The sequence below is a fragment of the Cytobacillus sp. Hm23 genome, from assembly GCF_051842895.1.
Lineage (GTDB): Bacteria > Bacillota > Bacilli > Bacillales > SM2101 > Nanhaiella.
The window spans coordinates 119,401-141,386 of the sequence record NZ_JBPXRQ010000004.1; the positions used below are offsets into that span (position 1 = coordinate 119,401).

Annotated in this window: 21 protein-coding genes; 7 read left to right on the forward strand and 14 right to left on the reverse strand. The window is 31.8% G+C overall.

From position 1 onward, the window contains the following. Positions 1–21 precede the first annotated feature (21 nt). Both ACSVDA_RS04110 and ACSVDA_RS04115 read right to left on the reverse strand, forming a co-directional pair. Positions 22–2,562 carry a beta-1,3-glucanase family protein gene (locus ACSVDA_RS04110; protein ID WP_485881068.1) on the reverse strand — a complete coding sequence of 847 codons (2,541 nt, stop codon included), beginning with the start codon at positions 2,560–2,562 and terminating at the stop codon, positions 22–24. 190 nt (positions 2,563–2,752) lie between these two features. Further along, entirely contained in the window at positions 2,753–3,460 is a 708-nt protein-coding gene (locus ACSVDA_RS04115; protein ID WP_485881070.1) for a nitroreductase family protein, read from the reverse strand. 437 nt (positions 3,461–3,897) lie between these two features. Here ACSVDA_RS04115 and ACSVDA_RS04120 point away from each other — a divergent pair, with 437 nt between their 5' ends. Next, a complete protein-coding gene (locus ACSVDA_RS04120) occupies positions 3,898–4,419 on the forward strand; it encodes a DinB family protein (RefSeq protein ID WP_485881072.1) in 522 nt (173 codons plus the stop codon). A 366-nt stretch (positions 4,420–4,785) separates the two neighbouring features. On the opposite strand, the gene ACSVDA_RS04125 is transcribed toward ACSVDA_RS04120, so the two are convergent. The 4 genes from ACSVDA_RS04125 to ACSVDA_RS04140 form a co-directional block, all read right to left on the reverse strand. Beyond that, complete coding sequence (locus tag ACSVDA_RS04125) at positions 4,786–5,340, reverse strand: GNAT family N-acetyltransferase (protein ID WP_485881074.1); 555 nt, start codon at positions 5,338–5,340, stop codon at positions 4,786–4,788. A gap of 319 nt (positions 5,341–5,659) precedes the next feature. After that, complete coding sequence (locus ACSVDA_RS04130) at positions 5,660–6,205, reverse strand: GNAT family N-acetyltransferase (protein ID WP_485881076.1); 546 nt, start codon at positions 6,203–6,205, stop codon at positions 5,660–5,662. A 329-nt stretch (positions 6,206–6,534) separates the two neighbouring features. Then, entirely contained in the window at positions 6,535–6,873 is a 339-nt protein-coding gene (locus ACSVDA_RS04135) for a hypothetical protein (protein ID WP_485881078.1), read from the reverse strand. 63 nt (positions 6,874–6,936) lie between these two features. Continuing rightward, the gene (locus ACSVDA_RS04140) at positions 6,937–7,410 is read right to left on the reverse strand and encodes a hypothetical protein (protein WP_485881079.1); all 474 of its coding nucleotides are present in this window, start codon (positions 7,408–7,410) and stop codon (positions 6,937–6,939) included. 624 nt (positions 7,411–8,034) lie between these two features. Between ACSVDA_RS04140 and ACSVDA_RS04145 the strand changes: the two genes are divergently transcribed. Together ACSVDA_RS04145 and ACSVDA_RS04150 are read left to right on the forward strand one after the other, a co-directional pair. Then, entirely contained in the window at positions 8,035–8,541 is a 507-nt protein-coding gene (locus ACSVDA_RS04145) for an RNA polymerase sigma factor (protein ID WP_485881200.1), read from the forward strand. Continuing rightward, positions 8,534–9,439, forward strand: a complete 906-nt coding sequence (locus ACSVDA_RS04150; RefSeq protein ID WP_485881081.1) for a hypothetical protein — start codon at positions 8,534–8,536, stop codon at positions 9,437–9,439. Before ACSVDA_RS04145 ends, ACSVDA_RS04150 begins: the two co-directional genes overlap by 8 nt. Before the next feature lie 334 nt (positions 9,440–9,773). On the opposite strand, the gene ACSVDA_RS04155 is transcribed toward ACSVDA_RS04150, so the two are convergent. The 4 genes from ACSVDA_RS04155 to ACSVDA_RS04170 form a co-directional block, all read right to left on the reverse strand. Further along, entirely contained in the window at positions 9,774–10,184 is a 411-nt protein-coding gene (locus tag ACSVDA_RS04155; protein ID WP_485881083.1) for a GNAT family N-acetyltransferase, read from the reverse strand. 458 nt (positions 10,185–10,642) lie between these two features. Continuing rightward, a complete protein-coding gene (sph, locus tag ACSVDA_RS04160; RefSeq protein WP_485881084.1) occupies positions 10,643–11,596 on the reverse strand; it encodes a sphingomyelin phosphodiesterase in 954 nt (317 codons plus the stop codon). A gap of 767 nt (positions 11,597–12,363) precedes the next feature. Next, on the reverse strand, positions 12,364–12,552 hold the full coding sequence (locus ACSVDA_RS04165; RefSeq protein ID WP_214483171.1) for a hypothetical protein: 189 nt from the start codon (positions 12,550–12,552) through the stop codon (positions 12,364–12,366). Between the two features lie 845 nt (positions 12,553–13,397). Beyond that, complete coding sequence (locus ACSVDA_RS04170) at positions 13,398–14,009, reverse strand: NAD(P)H-dependent oxidoreductase (protein WP_485881086.1); 612 nt, start codon at positions 14,007–14,009, stop codon at positions 13,398–13,400. 266 nt (positions 14,010–14,275) lie between these two features. Between ACSVDA_RS04170 and ACSVDA_RS04175 the strand changes: the two genes are divergently transcribed. The 4 genes from ACSVDA_RS04175 (at position 14,276) to ACSVDA_RS04190 (ending at position 17,924) form a co-directional block, all read left to right on the forward strand. Next, entirely contained in the window at positions 14,276–14,587 is a 312-nt protein-coding gene (locus ACSVDA_RS04175; RefSeq protein ID WP_214483169.1) for a winged helix-turn-helix transcriptional regulator, read from the forward strand. A gap of 338 nt (positions 14,588–14,925) precedes the next feature. Beyond that, positions 14,926–15,438, forward strand: a complete 513-nt coding sequence (locus tag ACSVDA_RS04180; RefSeq protein ID WP_485881088.1) for a hypothetical protein — start codon at positions 14,926–14,928, stop codon at positions 15,436–15,438. 575 nt (positions 15,439–16,013) lie between these two features. Continuing rightward, positions 16,014–16,859, forward strand: coding sequence for an alpha/beta fold hydrolase (locus ACSVDA_RS04185; RefSeq protein WP_485881090.1), 846 nt, complete (start codon positions 16,014–16,016; stop codon positions 16,857–16,859). Between the two features lie 687 nt (positions 16,860–17,546). Next, on the forward strand, positions 17,547–17,924 hold the full coding sequence (locus ACSVDA_RS04190; protein WP_485881092.1) for a hypothetical protein: 378 nt from the start codon (positions 17,547–17,549) through the stop codon (positions 17,922–17,924). Positions 17,925–18,388: 464 nt separating this feature from the next. Here ACSVDA_RS04190 and ACSVDA_RS04195 read toward each other — a convergent pair whose 3' ends face one another. From ACSVDA_RS04195 to ACSVDA_RS04210, 4 genes are all read right to left on the reverse strand, one after another. After that, on the reverse strand, positions 18,389–19,321 hold the full coding sequence (locus ACSVDA_RS04195; RefSeq protein ID WP_485881094.1) for a DUF4179 domain-containing protein: 933 nt from the start codon (positions 19,319–19,321) through the stop codon (positions 18,389–18,391). Between the two features lie 5 nt (positions 19,322–19,326). Beyond that, the gene (locus ACSVDA_RS04200; protein WP_485881096.1) at positions 19,327–19,839 is read right to left on the reverse strand and encodes a sigma-70 family RNA polymerase sigma factor; all 513 of its coding nucleotides are present in this window, start codon (positions 19,837–19,839) and stop codon (positions 19,327–19,329) included. A gap of 426 nt (positions 19,840–20,265) precedes the next feature. Continuing rightward, complete coding sequence (locus ACSVDA_RS04205; protein WP_485881098.1) at positions 20,266–20,811, reverse strand: GNAT family N-acetyltransferase; 546 nt, start codon at positions 20,809–20,811, stop codon at positions 20,266–20,268. 294 nt (positions 20,812–21,105) lie between these two features. After that, positions 21,106–21,798, reverse strand: a complete 693-nt coding sequence (locus tag ACSVDA_RS04210; protein ID WP_485881100.1) for an aspartate/glutamate racemase family protein — start codon at positions 21,796–21,798, stop codon at positions 21,106–21,108. Between the last annotated feature and the right edge of the window lie 188 nt (positions 21,799–21,986).

Genomic DNA, 21,986 nt, shown 5'->3' on the forward strand with positions numbered 1-21,986 from the left:
GGAGATCTGACCCCTTTCAATTTACCAGCCTACACCAATAATTAGTGCTTCTGGATTAGGATGTTCTAAAAGCGTGCTGTAATTTCTTACATCATCATAAGCAAAGCCGTATGCTAAACCGTCAATGCTGTAATCATGCCAGAATTTAGCATAGAAGTTAGCTGTATCGTTTTGATAGAAGAAATCTGAATTCCCCCAATTAACAGGGTCGTACATAATACCTCTATTTAATGCGGCACAAACTTGAGCTTCCACTACTTTCTCATCTGGACTTCCTGTATCCATCGGCCCTGAACACTCAAAAACTTCAAGTGTCGATGGTTTTTCTGTAATATATAAATTGTAAGGACCACCGTTTTTCGAAAAGACGAAGTTATCTCCTTCAACACGTCCACTAAATGTTCCTGCTTCTGCAGTAAAGGTTAATTCATTCGTTCTATAATAGTCCCAAACTTCATTCACGTAGTTATCAAAATAGTTTTCATATGTTCCTCCTGGCTTAAATTGACCTTTACCTGGAGCAACGATTCTATATGGTTCTTCAACTAATGATTGGAATTCCGCTGGCATTTCATTTTTATATGCACTAAATAACTCGTCACGCGTGTATGTTTCACCTACGATTTTATCATACCCATCAGAACCTAGTAATCTATTCGTAATTGGGAAACTAAATTGGTCTACTCGAGTAGAGTTTCCGTGATAACCCCATTGGTCAATTGTGAACTCAATCCATTCGAAATAAATATCTTGGTTAGGATCTGTTGGATTATTTAAATCTGGACCTGCAAATCCTACTCTACCATCCGCCGCTTGATTTAACTTAATATACATTGGACTTCCTAAACTAATAAACATCCTTCCAGAGTCAATTTCTGGCATTGATGTCCAGTCTACTTCGCTCATTTTATAAAAGTAGTTTGGATAGTTTTGACCGTTTTTCGTCAAGTGACCTGGTGCATCATTGTCACTTATTTTACTTTCTATCAAATTCCCATCTTTATCTACATGACTAAGCTGCCCAGTAGCTTTATTGTATCCAAGAATAGCCCAGTAAATTTCATCATCAGAATACTGTCCACCAGTATTATTTTGTAATTGGAATGTCATCACACCATTTCCAGTAGGAATAGTTCCAGGTTCTGGTGTTGGTGTTGGCTCTGGATTCGGAGTTGGTTCTGTTGGTGTAACTGAGTTTTTAGTAAATTCAACCCAATTTAAGTTTCCGATACCTTCAGCAGCACCTTTAAATACAAAATATACATCATGTGTACCTGTGACATTATTGATAGTGGCAGTGTTTGTAACCCAATTTTGCCATCCGCCAGTATTTTGAATAGCTACTGTTCCAACTAAAGTTCCATTTACGCTATCTAACCTTACTTCAATTGTTCCACCTGCTGATTGACTAGCTACTCTAGCTTCAATCCCTTTTGCGCCATCGGTACCAAAATTAACATTGTTAAATGCTATATAATCGCCGTTGTCTGTCCAACCTACATTTTTCCCACTACCTAAATCAGTTGTATCTTCTGTTTGAATACCTTGCATTGAATCAAAGTCTTCTGCTTGTATTTTCTCAAAAGCATTGATAGAACTTGGATTCGTTGGTTCAGTTGGTTCAGTTGGTTCAGTTGGTTCTGGCTCTGGCGTTGGTTCAGAAGGTTCTGTCACAACTCCAGTTGAAGTAAGTACCATGTCATCGATACGAACAATTTTTGCAGTCCCTACTCCTTCAAAGCGTAAAAATTTCGCATTTGTCAAATCCGCTTGAAAATCAGCTAAAGGGATAGAAATTGTTTGATAAATGCTTGTTACGCTACCGTAATCAGATAATTTTAGTGAGCGATTTGCTCCATCATTTAATACGATGTTAATATAATTCTCTTCGCCACCGTTTGCTCCTTTTAAAGTAAGCTCCAGTGTATCATAAGCAGAAATATCTCTATTTAAGTGCTGATCAAATAATTCTGCACTTGTCCCACCATTAAAGAAGAAATATAAATTTGAATTACCTTCTAGATTGTAAACTCCTCCGTTACGTACAATAGATTCTCCCAAATCATTTGTATTTGAGTTCCACTGTGTTGAAGAGTTAAAATCGTCAATTACTAGTGGCTCAACGTTTGGATTTGGCTCAGGCGTTGGCTCTGGGGTTGGTTGTGGTTCCGGCTCTGGTGTTGGTTCCGGAGTTGGTTCTGGCGCTGGCTCTGACGTTGATCCATGCGTACCATTATATTCTGGTGTGTTATATGCAGGAGTGCCATTGTTATATGTGAATGAATAACTAATAACGTCTCCCGATTTCAAACCATCTACTTCATGTGTAAAAGTAGCTCCTGATTTATTCATTCTTACGTTTTGTTGGATACCAGAGTTAATTTTGTAATGAACATCTACCCAGCTAGTATTCACAAAAGACGTAAATGTAATTTGAGATTTTGATGAGGTTATTGTGTTAACATCATGTTCATAATCAGCTGCTGCTGCAATATTATTATTAAAGAATGGTGATATAATTAATGATAGTGCCATCATCACCGTAAGCACTTTTTTAAACATATAGTTACCTCCGTACAATTATTAATAATCGTTAGTTTACTAGATTTGTTGATATGAAGTTTTGTACAGTAACCTCCTTCCACGTATATATTTCGTACCGTATGTCATTTAAGTGGGGGTCAAAAATAAAAAAACCTAGCGCTTTTTTTTTGCTTTTTGCGCTAGGTTTTTTTATTAATATGAGCTTGGATTAGAATTTATTCCAAGTTGTAACTTCTTCAAGTGATAAACGAGATTTTGCAAAACCTACTTGTTTAGCCTTACCAACAGAAATCAACATAACAGGAGAGAAATTTTCTGGGACATTAAATTCTTTAATAAATTGATCAGGATTAAACCCCCCCATTGGTACTGTATCAAGGCCTTTTGCCTTTGCTGCAAGCATTAATTGCATAGATACAATACCACCGTCAATCATCGCTACTCTCGTTGCATCTTCATACGATAGATTTCCATAATGACCATTAATTTGATCTACATAGAATTTTTTAATTTCTTCTGTCATCGCACCTTTTGTTACTAACTCACCATATATTCTTTCTGCGTTTTTATATGCTTCTAAGTCTCCAAGCACTGCGATAACAACTGATGCATCAACGATTTGTTGTTGATTATTTGCTATAGGTAGTAATTGCTCTTTTGATTCTTGATCATGAATAACAAGAAATCTCCAAGGTTGTAAGTTACTAGAAGAAGGAGCCAAAATTGCAGTCTCTAAAATTTCATTAATTTCACTTTCACTCATTTTATATTCTGGATCATAATGACGAATTGAGCTTCTTTCTTGTGCAACTGTGAAGAAATTTTGGTCAGTTAATTCCTTCGGTTTTTCACCGCTCATTTTTATTTCTTTTATTTTATTTAAATATTCCTCACTTGCATTTCTACTTTGTGCCATTGTTAAATCTCCTTTTATTTTAAACTGTATTTATTTCTATTACAGTATAATGTTTTAACTGTAATTTTGTCAAGTACAGTTTAACGAAAGATACCTTATACTATTTCTCATATTTAACAAATTCTAAATCAATCTTTCTATTTATTATATGAAGAAAATTTTTAATCATTTATAAGAATGGATTAGTATTAATTTACCTTTTGCTTTTTGACTTCTCCTAAGCGATAAAAAAGACTGGGATCAAAAACTAGACCGACTATGCCATAGAATCATTTATCAATGAATCTTTTAATAAAAATGACTTCTCTTTCAACTAGAACTAATTTTAACATCACTAATATATAACTTTAATAAAATCACTCCTTAAATAGAGAGGAATAATATATTTACACATAGAATAGGTTAATGTTGGTAAATTTTTTTAAGGAGTGAGGTAAATGTTAGACTTTGAATTAAAGAGTATTGAAATGATCAGAAATAAGGTTCTGACTACAGTCGATGGTCTATCTGATGAACAATTGAATAAAAAAGTTTCTGAAGACCGTTGGAGCGTTGCTCAACTACTTAATCATTTATACACGAGTGAACAAGGGTTTACATCTTTAATAAAAGCTGGCTTAGAAAACCCTGAAAGTAAAGAAGCAAAAAAGAGACCTCTACTATTAATGCTAGACAGATCTCAAAAAGTAAAAGTTCCTGATGAACTTGCCCCTACAGATGTCTTTATGACTAAAGAAAAATTATTACAATGTTTATCAGAATCAAGAGAAGGATTATTAAAAGTACTCAATGAGATGGATGATAACGAAGAAAACTATACGAAAGGAATTCCAAATCCGGTATTCAAATATTTAAATTTAGCTCAATCTGTGGAGTTTATCGGCTTACATGAATTAAGGCATTGGGAACAGCTAAATGAAATAATCATTGATAGCTTTTATGTACCAGTAGCTAATTAAACTCCCACAAAATCACATATTAGACACACAGAAATTACACAACTTTATTATTTAATAGGGTTATAGCAATTTTTCATATTGTTTTCCCCTCTCTTATTTAAACACACGTTGCTACGTGTGTTTATTTTTTGCGCTATAAATGATAGTTAACGTCACAACCTCTTCACCTATATGCCTTTACCTTACCTAATGCCGAAGGACGAATTAATTGCTTGAATCAATATAAAGAAGTCAACTATAACTGTTAAACAAACCCCATCAGTCGGAGGTCATTCATTTTATAGTATCTCGTGACTTAGCAGGCAAGTTAACAACTTATGTTTTAAGTTGTTATCTTACCTACTAAAAATTAGTTGTTGTTATTATTTATTTGTTATTAAGAATATAGTGATAGTATTTTTTGTTCTCAATTACTACAGTATTAATAAAAGTAAAATTACTTTTTACTATTACTCTATTTGAACTTACATTATTTGTTAAAGCAATTGCATTGAGAGATTCCAGGTTCGTTTTGTCAAATAAAAATTTAGTAAATGCCATCACAGCTTTAGTTGTATAGCCTTTATTTCTATGGTGCATTGATAAAACAAAACCAAGTTCTCTATTAGGAGATGGCAATTCATCCCTCATAGAAGTCGTTATACAGCCAATAAATTCTTCAGTTTCTTTTAAAATTATCCCTAATTTTAAACTCTTTGTTCCAATACGAGGGACGGACTGCAAGAACTCTCTCCCTCCAGGAATTTCCCAGTTTACTAACCAATCTAATCTTTGTTCTTTTGTTGACTTCCAATCTGGTAAAAATTCATCAACACCAGGGTGGGTAGTTATTTCGAAATATTCATCTAAATCTTCAATTCTCAATTCTCGTAAATAAATATCCCCACAGTCTATCATAAATTCGATATTTCGCTGTTCCATAGTTCTTCCTCCTTGATGTAAAGGAGCACACATAGCAATTTTTTATATGTCTAATACACGAGTGAACATCACATTTTGGATTGCTACTTTATGACTTTTTACTACATGCACTCTCCTAGTTTGTATATGTAAAAAGTGTAATATTTAAATTTTTTAAAGATTATTAATTAGGTATAGGCATAAAAACCCTCCATATTTACTAACAGTCAATAGTGAATTTATTTTCTAATCTAGCTGAAATTTTGTACTTGTAACAACACCTTCATACTTATATATTTAATAGATTGCTACTTCTTTAGTTACTATAATTAAACTATTATCATACATCTGTAGACTTCAGGGTATATATATCCATCTCTACAGATTCTCCATTTGTTGTTTCTTCCCTAAATGACGTAATCTTATTAAATTTATTTTTTTCTAATAATGCTATTGATTTACTGTTTAATGAACTCGTAAACGCCTCTATAGATTTAAGTTTCATATCATTAAAGCCAAATTCAATAACTTTTTTTAGTGCCTCAGTCATAATTCCTTTTCCTACGTTGCCAGAAAATAATACATACCCTACTTCTGCTTTTGTTTGATCCATTGAAATGTTCCAGATAGTAATGGTACCTAGGATTTTATTTGTAGATTCATCTGCAATAGCCCAAATAATCCACTTATTGTTCTCAACACCTTTATTCATACGATGAATATAATTTTGGGCTTCTTTTAGGGTTGTGTATATTGGCAGATCCACATACTTAAAGTTATCTTTATTTGACTGAAATTTATAAATTAAATCTGAATCACTTAATTCAAGTTTTCTTAGTAATAATCTGTTCGTTCTTATTAAAGGAAAAGGATTGAAGATAATCATTCTATACATTCCTCCTCACACATGATTTCTTAAACAACTTTTGTTCTCCTCAACTCCCCAGAAGAACTCCCTATAAGAATCGTTATCCCATATTCCTACTTCAATTAAAGTAGGTTTAAATATAAAATAAATAGCATCGGTTTCTTCATTCTTAACTTCATTTACTTCTTTTTATCAGTTGAGAAGGGGATACATAATCAGCATTAATAGCCTCCCATCATCTAACAAAGAATATGTTCCAATATTGTAAGAGAATCTTAACGGTTATAGTCGGTTTTTGGTGGATTTAAATCATGGGAACTAGTAGATTGCTGGCACTCATCGACTCATTAATCATTGAATTCACTTGAATTTTCGATACCCGAACAGCCCTTTCGAGTTAAAAAATGAAGCTTTTTAGTATACCTCTTTTTTTCATTTGACCTCCAAAATAGTATCATCAAAACAATTCCAATAGGAACAAAAAATAAACTTACAGATAGAACACCTATAATGTTTTTAATAATGCTTATTGTTAAATCTTTAGAGTCAAGCTTCAATTCTCCATCAACAAAAAGGGTCATAATAGCAGCACAAACTGCGTATATAGCAGCATATTTAAGAATAAAATGCCACTTCCTCTTTTCATTTTTATTTCCAATTCTCAATTCTTTCCTATGTTTCTTCACATTAACTACTCCTGTTTCCTTCAATTAAAACTAACACAATTTCTATTATGTCTCGTAGTATTTTTAATTGGATTTTTTTAACAAAACAGTCTCCGTTTTCTCTCCCCAAGTTATTTCTAATGAAACTTCTTCAGGTAATGTAAGATCGTACCCTTCAGAGCTTGTTTCAAATGCTATATGAAAATTCTTTATACCTTTTAAAGGTACAGGTGAATTACTCTTAAAACTACTTAAACCAGTGTCTAACACATATTCAATTTCTGTGGGCGACTGATCTTCGTATGGGTTACGATCTTGGATGTATTGTATATAAATCGACTCAAAATAAGAATTTCTAACTTTAGCTACTGAAAAAGTTGCAAACCACTTTTTACCTTCACCAAAGTATAAAACATTCATTTCTGGTTCAAAATTATTTGCTGTTTTATTATCTGCTTCACATCCACCAATTATAAAAATAAGAAGGCAAAACAGAAGCACATGGATAGATTTTTTTAAACAATCCCACCTCTTAACTATAATTTTTGTTTCTATCATCTTAGAAAACTCCAGATCACTTTATTTAACGATTTTTTCTCCATTCTTATTAATCTGCCAAGCTAAGATACTTAAATTAATTCCGACCAAGAATGGTGCAATAACTCCTGCGAATGCTCTAATATTTACTTCTTTCACGGTTGAAAGCTTAACTATCGCAATAAGGAATAAAAATGCAATCAGAAATAAAAACCCTGTAATTTGTCTTTTCTTAAAAAATTTCTTTTCGATAACCTCTACTAATATAAATTAGCATTTGGAAAAATATCCATTTACTACTATACTATAATTTTCCTTTTCAACAAAACAATAATTATAATTGATCACTAGTAACCATTATGTCCATTGAGGTTACAAAATCATGCTAATAACTTACAAATTGTTATGGCCTTCAGAAAAATGGATCAAAATGAAAGCTGACGCTCAATAAAATTTTTGAACAGATTGTAAAGATTACAATTGAACTAACATGGTAGGTTTGTATAATAAGAAACTATTAACAAATTGTAACTTAAATGGAAGATAATTTTTATTTTGTGAAAATTTTTTAAGCCAAAATAGGCTTTCATTTGTCTAATAGATATAAGGCATACATTGAGAGGATGAATAACGATTATACGTTTAATAAAGAAAGCTCAAAAAAGGGATGACCAAGCGTTCCTAACACTTTTTGAACACTACCAAGAAGATAAATACCGTATCGCATATGTTTATGTAAAAAATCAAAGTGATGCATTAGATGTAGTTCAGGAGGTAGCATACCGATCATTTAAAAAGATACATACATTGAAAAATCCAAAATACTTCAAAACATGGTTACTTAAAATTACTATAAATTGTGCAATTGACTTAACTAGAAAAAATAACAAAGTAATTCAATTAGAAACAGAGCATGAAAAGTTCATGGGGTCTGAAGATGGAGATGTTTCCCTATCGGTTACCCTTGAAGAATTGCTCAATCAATTAAATGAAGATGAAAAAAGCATCATTATTTTAAAATTCTACCAAGGTTATTCATTAAAGGAAATTGCAGATTTATTGAAAATGCCTTTAGGTACAGCAAAATCAGTCTTTTATCGTGCATTACATAAGCTTCGAAAAAAGTTTAAGGAGGCTCAGATTTGTGAATAACATAAAACAAGAATTGGAAAAGATTGAAATTCCAAAAGAACTAAATAACAGAGTTGCTTTAGGGGTTAAGCAAGCAAAAATAGAAGGAAAGAAAAAGAGAAGATACCCAAAGTGGATACTTGGTTCAGTCGCTTCAATCATGGTTATTGGTGCGGGTTTCACTTTTGGTGGTTCTTATATTGCAGATGCTACCGATACATTAATCGGACAAATTTTTGGTTCAAAGGAAGAACTTAAAGAACTTCTTGAACCATTTTCTAATGAGGGTGAAAACTTACCAGAAATAGAACGGCACTTAGAATTAGTGAAAGAACAGCTTACAGAAGCAGAATTTACTGATTACAAAAAATTGATTAAAGAGAAAGCAGAAATCCTAAATAAAATGGGTCTAGAAAATAGGCAAACCCCTAATATTGAAGAAGAAAAAAGGTTAGAAGAATTACGAACAGGCCTTAAAAAGTATGAAAAAAGAGTAGCAGCACTTACAACGCATACATTAGAAGAAGCACAAAGGATGGTAGATTACCCCATTAATCCACCATCATATGTACCAAAAAGACATGAATTGAAGTCAGTAGAAGCAAGTACAGAGGAAATGAATATAGGGATAGACCCCATTGTAGAATTTCATTATCTTGATGATTCAAGGGGTCTTGGTTTTAGTACTACTACACAGAAAATAGATCAAAACAAGAAAGGTAAATTAGAGTCATTGAATTATGACCATATCGACTCATATACGTTGAATGGTTTTAAATTTGAGTTTGCAACTTATGATGACAGCAATATTCAAGGAATGCGAATAACTATTCCAGAAGAAGGATATGAAATTACTATGAGTGCAGATATTTTATTAAAAGAAGAAATGGAAAAAATACTATTATCGATGGTTAAATAGTAAATAATTGTTCGGTATGGGGTTCTCATAATTATGACATCCTCATATTGTTTTTATGAGGCGATTGCCAATACAAGCAGTCGCTTTTTCTACTTGTTTTTAATAACATGTTGCTTTGGGTTAAGAATTAATCAAGGAATAGAATACTTTTTTATTGAATACAAAAGTATCAGCTTACTTTGCCGGAAATGACCGCGACGCTGATACTAACCCATTAATGAGTTGCTTAGCTTACTAATGATCGACCTGAAGATGTATTCAACAAGATGTTTTTTTTACTAGGGGAAGACTCTCTTCTTGGAGAAAGGTGCCAAATAGTTTAAGAGGAATAGGACTATTTATTTTCTAAAATACATTGAAACCTCTCTACACCTGGGTACTTTTCCCCCAAACTAATGATGTTAAATCCATAATTTTTATAAAAATTAACAGCATCTTTATCTGTCTCAGCATATATAACAGATAATGAATGCTTATCTCTGATAAAACTAATCATTTTACTACCTATACCTTCTCCCCTATGTTTTGTAGATACAGCGATATGCTTTATTTCACCACTTTTTGAACCTAGAAATTCTATTCCTATACAACCAATAACATTATCTTCAAAGTCATATCCATACAACCTTCTAACTGGCGATAGGAAATATAATTCATATTCTCGATCTACATTCTCTATCGAAGTTGCGTAGGATAAAAGTTCTCTTATACTAGGTTGAATTATATTTGAATTAATTTCCTTCATAAGAACCCTCCTTTTCTTGCATAATCTGACTTTTTTTAAAACAACCTCTTCACCTATATATTAACGTAAAATTCCACATCCCCTTTTAATTATATATTGAAACTACAATATTTTGAAAACAGGCTAATCAATTAATAGTTATTTCAAAGCTCCCCTAATTTGTACAATAAGTTATTCCTCAAAATCCTAAAGTATAAATATTGATTGATTTTCATATGTTGTTATAATTTTTGTACCTTTAATCATTAGTTTATAGTTTCATTTTTCATCATTGACCAACTAAAAACAAATACCCCCATCAGTTTAAGGTGGGGGTAAAATAAAGTACTTAACGTTTTTATAAAAGATGCATTAACTATCTATGTGGACCCTTCGATTGCACAACGTCGTCACAATGTAATTACAATACTTAAGGTTATAAAAGCTTTAATCGTTTCATTGTGCCATTCACATAAATGTTATCTCGAATAGCCTGCAACAGGATAGTGATCAGAGTACTCATTGTATTCGTTTAAAACCGCTGTCCATACTGGGGACTTTACATTCAACACTTCATTTACCCATAAAGATGGTTTTGCATGATCTTTTTCTACAAAAATATAGTCTAAGTGTTGAGGGCCGAAATCAGGGTATTCATATGCAAGAATACTATTTGTCTCAGGGTCCCATGTTGATGAATGACCTGTATATTCACCTGGTGGATCAACATTTAACGTTTCTAGCATCTCTGTGTATTCATCCTCATTTTCCATTATAACGTTGAAATCACCACCAAAAAATACAACTTCCTCAATTGGAATATTTTTTTCTTTTACGAAATTACTAATTTCTTGAAATTGTGTTTGACGGATAGATGCATCCTCACCATCGCCACAACCTGTATCATCTGCTTGTGCATGCGTTCCGATGATATGATAGAAGTGATCATTTTTTTGAATTTTTGCATATACAAAGCCTTTGTTTGCAAAGTAATCCGCACCGCACCCCATTTCATAAACATATTGGATCTGCTCCACTATCGGCCACTTGCTAACAATTGAAACTCCACCATCTTCAGGGACAAAATTAGAATAAAAACCTAACGTTTCATCCCAACCATCCTTACTTCGACCAGATACAGGAGTTTGGAAAGGGTACTCTTCTTCAAGCTTTGAAAGTAAAGTCTCAGACGCTGAATTATCAAATAATTCATTAAGAATAATTGCATCTTGATTTTTCATATAGTCAGCTTCACCGATCATTTTTGCACGGTCTGCTTGTCCCCAGCTAGTTATATACGTTGGTAATAGAAAGACGTTATGTTGTAACAGTTTAAAATCATTTGGATAATTGTCGGTTGCATTTGGCACACTGATTGGAAAAATACTAACAATTGCAAGTATCAAACTTAAAGCCAAAATCTGTCTCTTCATATGTTTCACTCCTTATTAAGAATTGTCACTTTTCAAATTCTTCTCCTCTCCAATGCCATTGATTCAATGCCTAGGATCGAATATAAGAATTATTCAAAGCTAGATTTTTATCCTACAATTTTTTGTATTATTAGACAATAAATAATATTCAAAATAGTTAAATATGCATATATTGAACTTAAATACTCTTAGAAAAATTTATGTAAATAGTACCAATATGACTCTTTCTACTAACTACTGCTAATTTATTCGACTGAGATCGAAAAATATATATTCGACAATAACTGTACAAACTATAGTTAATCATGGGCATGACCTGTAGCACCACTTTTACCGTTTTTATCCCATTCTTCATTGATGGACATTTTTTGCTCTTCCATCTAATCACAATCTGTAAGTAATTAGCACAATTTAGGACTGTCGATTACACTTCATTTAATCTAGAAACACACTGCAGGATTTTTCTTTATTTCTACATTTTCTTCAAGTTAAGATTAAGAAATGATTCTCTACGAAACTAAAGAGTAATACCATTTTGAGAGAAATTTGAATCGAGGTTATAGTAAAAATTGGAGAGTTAAAACGAAAATTGAGCAACAAATACGTTAATGTAAAGCTAAAATAAAAATAGGTAAAACCCTGTGTCAATATACTAATCAAGGCTTTACCAATTTAATGAACCTAAAAGCATGAGAACAATAGCTATATCCTTTACTACGGAGCTTTTAAGTTTTAGTTTTTCTATATTTTTTGACAACCATCTCACCTCATTTAGCAATCCTACTTCGATTAGTGATCTTCTTTCTTCTATTAATAAATAATTGCATTAGCGATAAATCTTGATGAATTCTGTCCAAAAGATATTCTGCTTTTCTTATTTCATCGATAGATTTGCTTGCCCTATTATCAAGAACTCCATCTACATAGCCAATGGTTTTTAATAGTTCTCCAGACATTTTTTCGTACTTTTTTATATCTCTAATCTTTATTCCTCTCCCTTCTCATACCTTAGCCACCTAAACTCCGAAAAATAGGAAGAGCACTTTACAGTGATTTTCCTCCTAAAGTGCAAGGTGGTGTTATTATCATTCTACCAAAGTTATTAAAGAGATGATTTTGGCTTGAGAGTCGATTTAGAGAGAGATTTTAGCATTTTTCTTCAAATTTCTATATATTTTTGTAGGCCTTATTAATATATTTATTTTTTCAACGTGTATTTTGTACAATAAAAGCACGATATAAGTTTACCGATAAATAACAACTATTTTTTTGTGATGCTCTTTTCGTAAACTTGGTTACTATTGTTATCCAATTAGTACTAAAAAAAGTGATTTTACATGGTTAGTCATTGTTGTACAGAAGAAAAAATGCCACGAACTCTAGTTGAGTACATGTTTGGTTCTTAGTACGAAAAGCAACAATTAATACGAAATCAGCCTTTTGTGATAATATTTTGCCAATATATCATTAGTAAATCATAATGAATGATTGGGTTTTCTTTTTTGACTGCCCTTCCACGTACGTATACAAAATATTTGAATACGGTTTTATAGGAAATTTAGAATTGTTTAGCTAAATACATATAACCTTGAACGATACTAAGAGCGAGGTTGCTTCGTTGGATTTATGAAAATTGTAGAATAATTAGTTAAAACTTAAAGATTTGTTCATTTGTTCAAGTCTTATTGGCAAAAGAGGTTACGAGAAAGCCAGCTTTCACTGACTTTCCAAATACCTCTTCGTTAACAATTTGAATGAAAAATATCAAGCTAAATTGTGTATACCCATCAACCATTGAGTATTAAATAAATGTAACTTTATCTTCCAAAGCCGCTCTTACCTTGGTAGGTGTACTCGGTTCTCTTCGGTATCCTAATGGAATTACTAAAGCTGCTTCATATTCTTCTGACGAGTAGTTTAGTAATTTTAAAACATCATCGTTTACAAACCCTTCCATTGGACATGAATCGATTTTTAGTGTGGCAGCCGCCATCATTAAGAAAGCTGCAGTAATATAGCATTGGGATTTAGACCAAGCTGTAAATGCATCACTATTAGGAAACGACTGCAAGAAATTGACTGCAATTGGAATTCCATTTTCGGGAATCCTTTCACGGATTAATTTATTTACTTCCGGAGAGTTAGGATCTAGTAATTTTTCTTTTTTAGCTAAAATCACAACAACTGCGCTAGCATCTTCAACTTGCTGTTGGCTATAACATACATCTTTAAGTTTTGATTTTGTATCTTTATCTTGTAAAACTACGTACTCCCAATGCTCAAGATTTAAAGAAGATGGAGCTTTTATTGCACTATTTAAGACAAACTTTAAATCTTTCTCAGGAATCATTTTATCTAATTGGAAGTGACGAGTCGCATGGCGAAAATTTAACGCTTCTGAAAAGTTTTGCATATATTATAGTCCCCTCTCATTAATAATGTAATAAAGTATAAGATTTCATCAATGTTGCTTAAACAAGTTCCTACAGTGATCATCTGTAATATTTAGACAATGTTCATGCATGCAATTGAACTAGAATACATCAAAAGAGAGCTGGGTACCAATTCTCTATTACGTGAAAGATTTGTTTTTTTAATCCTTCTACGGTAAATTGTAAATATAAAAGTTTGCATAGTAAATAAGTCAAATTTTTTTGACCATATAAGGGGGCTAAAACTGTGGCATTATCAAGGAAAAAACCATGTGCGCAGCTCAGCAAGTTAGAAAAAATTCTTATTTCAATAGACGGTAGATATTCCCCACTTTTAATATTGGCTCTTGAAAAAAATCATAGGTTTAGCGATTTACTGAGACGGCTACCTGATGCTAATAAACAAAGCTTGTCAACGACGTTAAAACAACTGATGAAATACGAAATTGTCTTCAAAGACGTTATTAAAGAATCTGCCCCACAACATATTGAATATGGATTGACAGAAAAAGGTAAAAAAATCCGAGGAATCTTATTGCAAATGTCAGAGATCATATAGGATTGTCGTATGATGACTACAACAAAGTTCCTCTATGTGAGAGCCTTTGTTCTTTCATAAACCAAACAGCTTAACACCTAAACAATTGTTGAGTGGGAGGTTAACACAAACAGTGTAAGGGCGAAGGGAAATCTACACTCACAATCCATTTACTTTATAGAAATCGGATATTGTTCATTTGTTTTATGCATTAGTTATTTGAATTTAAATGAGACTGTTGTTTTCGTATATATTTATTAATACGAAAAACAATAATTTATGTGATAATAGCATTTGCTAAAAAAAAGATGATATAGTATTATTTACAAATAATATTTTAATTAAAGGGGTTTAACATCATGCCTAATATTTCACTTGCAGAGGCTGTTAAGTTAAAAAGTGTTCTTTCTAATAGAGTTCGAGAGTTAGAAAATGAGATGGAGCGTGTAGCGTTTGTAGAAATTGAAAAAGGTAGTGAAGTTCCTGCTCAAACTCGTACACTCGCTACAGTTGAAAGAGAACTAGACGAGGTTAGAAAAGATTTACGATTACTAGATAAACTCATGTATCAAGCAAATATTCAAAATGAAATTGTTTTTAATGATGAAGCTTTAACTATTGTCGAAGCTATAGAGCTCGCGACCCAGTTACGTGCAAAAGCACGTACATATAAAAAGTATGGAGCTTCAAAAGTTGAATACCCTTATTCCTACGGGGAGAATGTAATGATAGTTAAATTAGCTATGTTTAACCCAGAGGAATATCGATTAAAATCAATCGATATTGAACGTCAAGCTAATAGGCTATCTAATTTGATAAACGCCAAAAACTATGAAATAGAGTTAGCATTTGATAGTGAAAAATATTTTTAATCCTTGAAGAGGTGAGACTCCACTTCAGGGCATAAAAGGGGAAATTTTGTTATTCGTTAATTCTAAATCAAACTTGTAATGGCTATAGTAAACCAATTACCAATGACCAATTACAAATTTACCATTTACCAATGACCAACTACTAAGGTTGATGACCTGACCAATATAATTCTATGTAAGTATGTTTTTTTCTCCTTTTATGAATCCCCTAACAAATTTGTTAGGGGATTATTTTATATTAATAAGGCTGTTTTTATTACGAATAATTATACGCTAAATTAACTAGTTTTCGTGGCATCTTCTCTTCTATAAAACGATATCTTTGCCTTCTAGTTTAGGAGCTATAGCATCACAATTTAAGAAAAAAACTTGTTGTAAAGGTCATTTGACGTTAGGTTTCTACATTGATTCCCTTTGTCTATAACATCTGTTTGCCAGTAGATAGAATTTTTCCTTTATTGTCATTAATTTGTAAAATCCTTTATTATTAATATTTTCAAATGATAGTATAATTAGATAAACACTATAATAATAGTGTTTATCCTGAAATTTCTTCAAGAAAAGAGGTTTTTATTATGAAAAGTAGGTTTAGAAGCTTAGAAGGCAAACAATTACTTTACGAATCATATGACCGCTTGTTGAAATTATGGGGTGTTGATATTAAGGAGCAAGATATTGACACAAGGTTTGGGAAAACACATGTAATAGTTACAGGAAATAAGAAAAACCCTCCTCTAATACTTTTTCATGGCACAGGCGATAACTCTGCAATTATGTGGATCTACAATATTCAAGAATTAGCACAACAGTTCTATGTGATTGCAGTAGACACTCTAGGTGGCGCTGGTAAGAGTGAACCTAACGATGAATATTACAACAATTTTCAACCCCATTCATGGATAGATGATATATTAGATACGTATAACATTAGTAAAGCACATATGGCTGGAGTATCTTATGGAGTATATTTAGCACTTTCTTATGAAATTAGAAATCCTCATCGGGTAGATAAAATTATCTGCATGGCAAGCTTTATCCCTATTAAAGGCTTAGGTCTAAAATACACATTATTAGGAATAAAAAGCGTCATGGTTTTCTTTCCTGAAGTATTAAAGCCATCAGAAAAAAATGCTTTGAAGCTTCTTCGCAAACTAGGTAGTCCCATATCAGACACTCATACTATGAATAACGAACTCTTAAAACATTTCCTTTATATTCTTAAATACAGTAAACCAGAGAGAAGAAAATTTACTTCGTATGAAATGGAAGCCTTATCAACCTTCAAAGAAAAAGCACTTTTTCTAATTGGAGATTCAGACAGCATTGCTTATCATCCTGCCTATATTGACTTTTTTAAAGCCCATCATTTTAACTACAAAAAGATGCTGGACATTCAATCAACCAAGATCAATGGGACATAGTAAATAAAGAAATGACTGGTTACTTAACAGGATAAGAAAAAACATCCTTTAATTTAACAAGTATAGTTAATTTTCATGCTGATTATCTCAATGTCCATACTCATGATGGCAATTTTCACTTATATTAGTGGAGTAAAATAGATACTTCATCGTATTTTTTTTGCTTTAACTGTGACTGTCATCGTATTTTTTTACAAAATTAATGTAAATGACTTAGTACATTAGTACATCCTTGCAACCAATATATTGCATACTATAAATTACAACCATTTTCACCCTACCCTCCTCATTTATTCCTCCTTTCATGAATAATTTGGAGGGGTTTCTTTTGTTTTTGATCCTATCCCCGATACAGTGTCAGCCTTGACTAAAAACCATTCAATAGTTGTTTTTCTTTCCTGCATTTTAGCGATCCTTGTTTGAAATTAACGTTAAACTCATTTCATTTTCCCGTGAACTCATTAGGTAAGCGCCCAATTTCCTATCATCATATCCAAATCACTCACTCTAAATTTAATATGCTAACCTTGTCATCATTGGATATAGTATTGTTGTTTTATTCTCCTAAAAAATCCTCTTTTGTATCACATGATTAGTCCAAGCTTAATTATAGTTTATAGAATAAAATATAATGCTCTTCTAATATGAAAAGCAAAGCAAACTAATCAAATAGGAGGTGTAGTTGATTTGACAGTCTGTATTTTTAACACTTTGGCTGATACTGTTATAGAAAATGTACAAGAGATATTCTCTGTCTGTTTTGTTAATACTGATCCAGCTCTAGATGGTGCAGATATTGATGTTTTTGTTTCAGTTGGAGATATGGATCAAGCAGATAATTTTGAGTCTTTTATTTTCGTACCAAATGATCCAGGAATGTTCGTTCCAATAACATTCACCGACGGTGTAGCAATACTTGAAACAACTCTATCTGTTGTTTCTTGTAGCGAATTTAAAATTAAATTTACTGAAAAAGGGCAATATAGATTTCAAATTCTCGTAACTTTAAAAGAAACCGGTCAACCTGTTGCTCAAGAGTTTGTTTATGTAAATGTTTGTGATTAAATAATTCCACCTGTTGTTAAGCTATTATTACAAAGTTATCGTTATTAATAAGTGACTATTTAAGAAGCTAGCCTAAAACCTAGGCTAGCTTCTTCTTATGCTGCTATTATCACATTGATTCTATCATCTTAAGATATAAACAAGAAGAGGTTAGTTTACCTTTAAATGAAGTTTGAAGAAATAAAATACATGAGAAGACTTTCCGTTGATTATTATTACAAAAATTTGCATTCACACATCCCTGTAACAATCGCTCTTTCATTATGATTAAGATACCCTGAAATCTTGCATGGTTAATAATGTATGATATATCCTTGTTAAGAATTTAGTAGGTAAAAGTCAAATTTATATATTTAACCGTACGTCAACAATTTTCGTATTACTTTTGTACCCTTTACATCTATTAAGACAATTACGGTATTGATTTTTCGTCAGATGAACTTTCACATTTAATCTTATTTTATTTAGTTTTTATTATTTATTTCTACTGGATAGCTTTGTGAATCCGTTCCACCTATTTTTTCTTCAATAAGTATCGCTTTATCTGTTAATTTAGTTAATGCTTCTAATTTCTTTTCTGCTTCTTCTTTAGAATCAAACGACTGGATTTCTACAAAAAACAGACCATCCACATCTTTAAGAATGCGTGTTTCATCTTTAACGAAAAACTCCTCTTCTAAGGTACCAATAGTTGGTCCATTAGGGTAAGACTCTGTTCTTAATGAATAAGTCTTCTTTTCCTCAAAGTTTTTATCTTCTTTAAACATTATTACTATGCTTGCAGGGGCTTCTCTTTCTTCTACTATATATTCAACAGGCTTTTCAAATTCAATAACAAATCTAATGGTAGAATCATCTAAAGTAATAATTGTATAAATATCTTTCACATACTTATTTTTTAATATCTTTTCAAAGTTTTCAGCAGCTGAAAATCTTCTAGCGCCACCTATCTCAAAGGTCATAGTATATGGGTTTTCATCATACCTAACTTTAAAAGCTCCTACATTTTCCTGTAATTCATCACCTTGTGAGAAGTTTATAAAAATATTCTCATACCCATCTGTTTCAAAGGAATCTATTGTACTTATATCTGTTCCATCAGTAATAAAACCACCGCCGGACTTACCATTATTAAATTGAAGGATCTTAACTAATTTTCCTGCATAAGGAATATCTTTTAATATATTTGCGAACGTTGGTGATGCATTAACAGCAGCGATAAATAATATTAAAGCTACAGAAAAACTAGCACAAATTTTAAAGATTATCTTTGTGTTATTTTTTGTCTTTTTTGTTCTGCCTCTTTCTATACCCATTTGCACTATATGATTAAGCTCTGTTGGAATTTGGATTTCTTGATATTCTTTTTGTAAATCAGACAACATTTTTTTATCCATATCCTCTACTCCTTTAAATTAATATTCATTTCTTTTAAAGCTCTATAAAGAGTGGATTTTATCGTACTAACTGGTAAGTTTAATATTTTAGCAATTTCCTCCAGTTTCATATCTTCAAAATACCTTAATATTATTACGGTTTTTTGTTTTTCATTTAATTTTTCTAAAGCTTCTCTTACAACTATTTGTTCGTGAACAAGGTCTTTCCTTTCATCACTTAAATTTTCAATAAAATTCGTATCTATTGATACGACTCTTTTATTCTTTTTTATAAAATCAATAGATACATTTATTAAGATTCTCGTTAACCAAGTGTTTTCATATTGTTCTTTTTTGACTTTATCATATGAAATATAAGCTTTATAAACAGTCTCTTGAACGATATCTAAAGCATCATCTTTATTTTTGACATAGCTATATGCAATTTTATACATTTTTTCTTGGTTGTTGTTAATCAAATAAAGAAATCTATCCTCCATCTCCTTATTTGATTTTTTATTTCTAAAACCAATGGCCATACTCTCACTTCCTTAATGAAATTTCAATCGTACTAATTAGACTGCCAACTTTAGTAAAAAGTCTCATTTTTTTATTAACCAATAATTGTCATTACACTTTGCTTATATTCTATATGAAGGATAGAAATTGATCATTTTAAATTACTATAAAAAGTAATTGCTCTATACAAAACAAAATACATTAAATAAGTAATTAGGAAAAAACGTTATTTGACCAAAAATGTATAATAAGACAACCAGTTTTCTAATGGATTGTTCCTCAAACTAAAATAGGCACTCCATGGCCAGGGAGTACCTGCAGGAGTATCATAGGTGGAACTCCTGTTACTTTGTATTTTGCTTCAAGAATTTATAAATATACACAATTTCTCCAGTTGAACTCCTTTGTTCATTAATTACGTCAGACAGCATTTAGTCTACAATAGTTTAATTATTCCAGCTTTTTTCCGTTATACTATAAACTATATGATCTATAGGATGATCATAAATCCAATCTGCATCCCTAACTCTACACTCCTCTATAAACCCTAATCTTTCTGGAATTGCTCTACTTTTTTCGTTATTTTCAGCTGGTCTAATTGCAACCTTTTTTAATCCAGCTTCTGTAAAAGCGTAATTTGTTAATGCTTTAACTACCTTTGTCATTATGCCGAACCCCTGGCATTCTTCGTCTAACCAATAACCGATATATGCTGTTTTATTTAGCCAATCCATTTGATTATAACCAGCTACTCCAACGACATCTTCTTTATACAATATAACCATCATTATCATATGTTTATCTTCATTGTATTTACTTATGCATGACCGAATAAATGCTTTTGTGTCCTCAATTCCCGTAGTAGTCTCAACCCAAGGTAGCCACTTTCGTAAATAGCTTCTTGAGTTATGAGTTAACTCAAAAATCTTTTCAGCATCCTTCATTTCTATTAACTTCAAATATACTCTTTCATCTACCGTATTTAAAATCATATATTACCTCAATTATTTATGTTTATTTTCATTTGGCTGTTTTCGCGTTAATTTTTGATTTCGTACTAAGAGCCAAACACATAACCAACTTGAATTCGTGGCATCTTTCTTTGTGTAAAACAAATGACTAACATGTAAAACCACTTTTTGGAATTAATTAGATAAAAATATCAACATAGTTTTCGAAGAGAGCCTTTGCAATTAATAAATTACTTACATAGTAAATAATAAACTCTACCTCATTTAATTAGGTCTAGAAACAAAGCTTTTTTCTTTATTATAAATAGGTATTTTTTACGTATCCTTTGAAAGTGATAAGTATTTGTTTACAACAGCACGAGCCAGACAATCTGATGAATCAACAATAGTAATACTGTTATTGTCTGGTATATGGTGTGACACTATGTTTAAGTCTGTACATGCTAGGATAGCTGTATCAACAGCCTCATTTAATTCGCAACATAACTTACTCCACAATTGAGCTCCATCACTAATTTCACCTGATTTCACAGCTGATATAATTTGATTTACACAAGTTTGCCAACTGTTTTTGTGAACATACTCAACATCATTTAGAGAAAAAGTCTGCTGATATAAACCAGATTGAATTGTGGGATCTGTAGCTAACAGTGTTACTTTCCTCGTGTTAATAGGTATTTCTTTAATAGTCTCATCAACCATGTTAAGTATGGGTACTGAAATAGATTCTTTCAACTTGCTAAAATAAAGGTGTGCTGTATTACAAGGCATTGCAATAAAATCCACACCAGTAGTTTCTAGTTTTCTTGCACCATTAATAATAGTTTTTGCCATTTCCTCATGATTAATAGGTCTATCAATATAGAATGGGGTTGGACACGAATAGATCATCATGTGAGGAAAATCAATATCGTATGTCGCCCCATATATTTTTTGACACTGTTCAACCACATTATCAATGAAGGGAGCAGTAGATTTCGGTCCCATCCCTCCTAAAATACCTATCATAGCGATGTCCTCCTAATTAAATTGTTTGTTAAGTCATATAAAAGTGTTTGAATTTTGAATAAAGTATAGCATGATGCATATATGTTAACCGAATTTTTACGAGTAGTTCTCAAAAGATCGTACTTTTTAATTAGATAGCCAACCCAACACGTAAAGTTATGTAGATTACATGTAATAGTAAATAATAT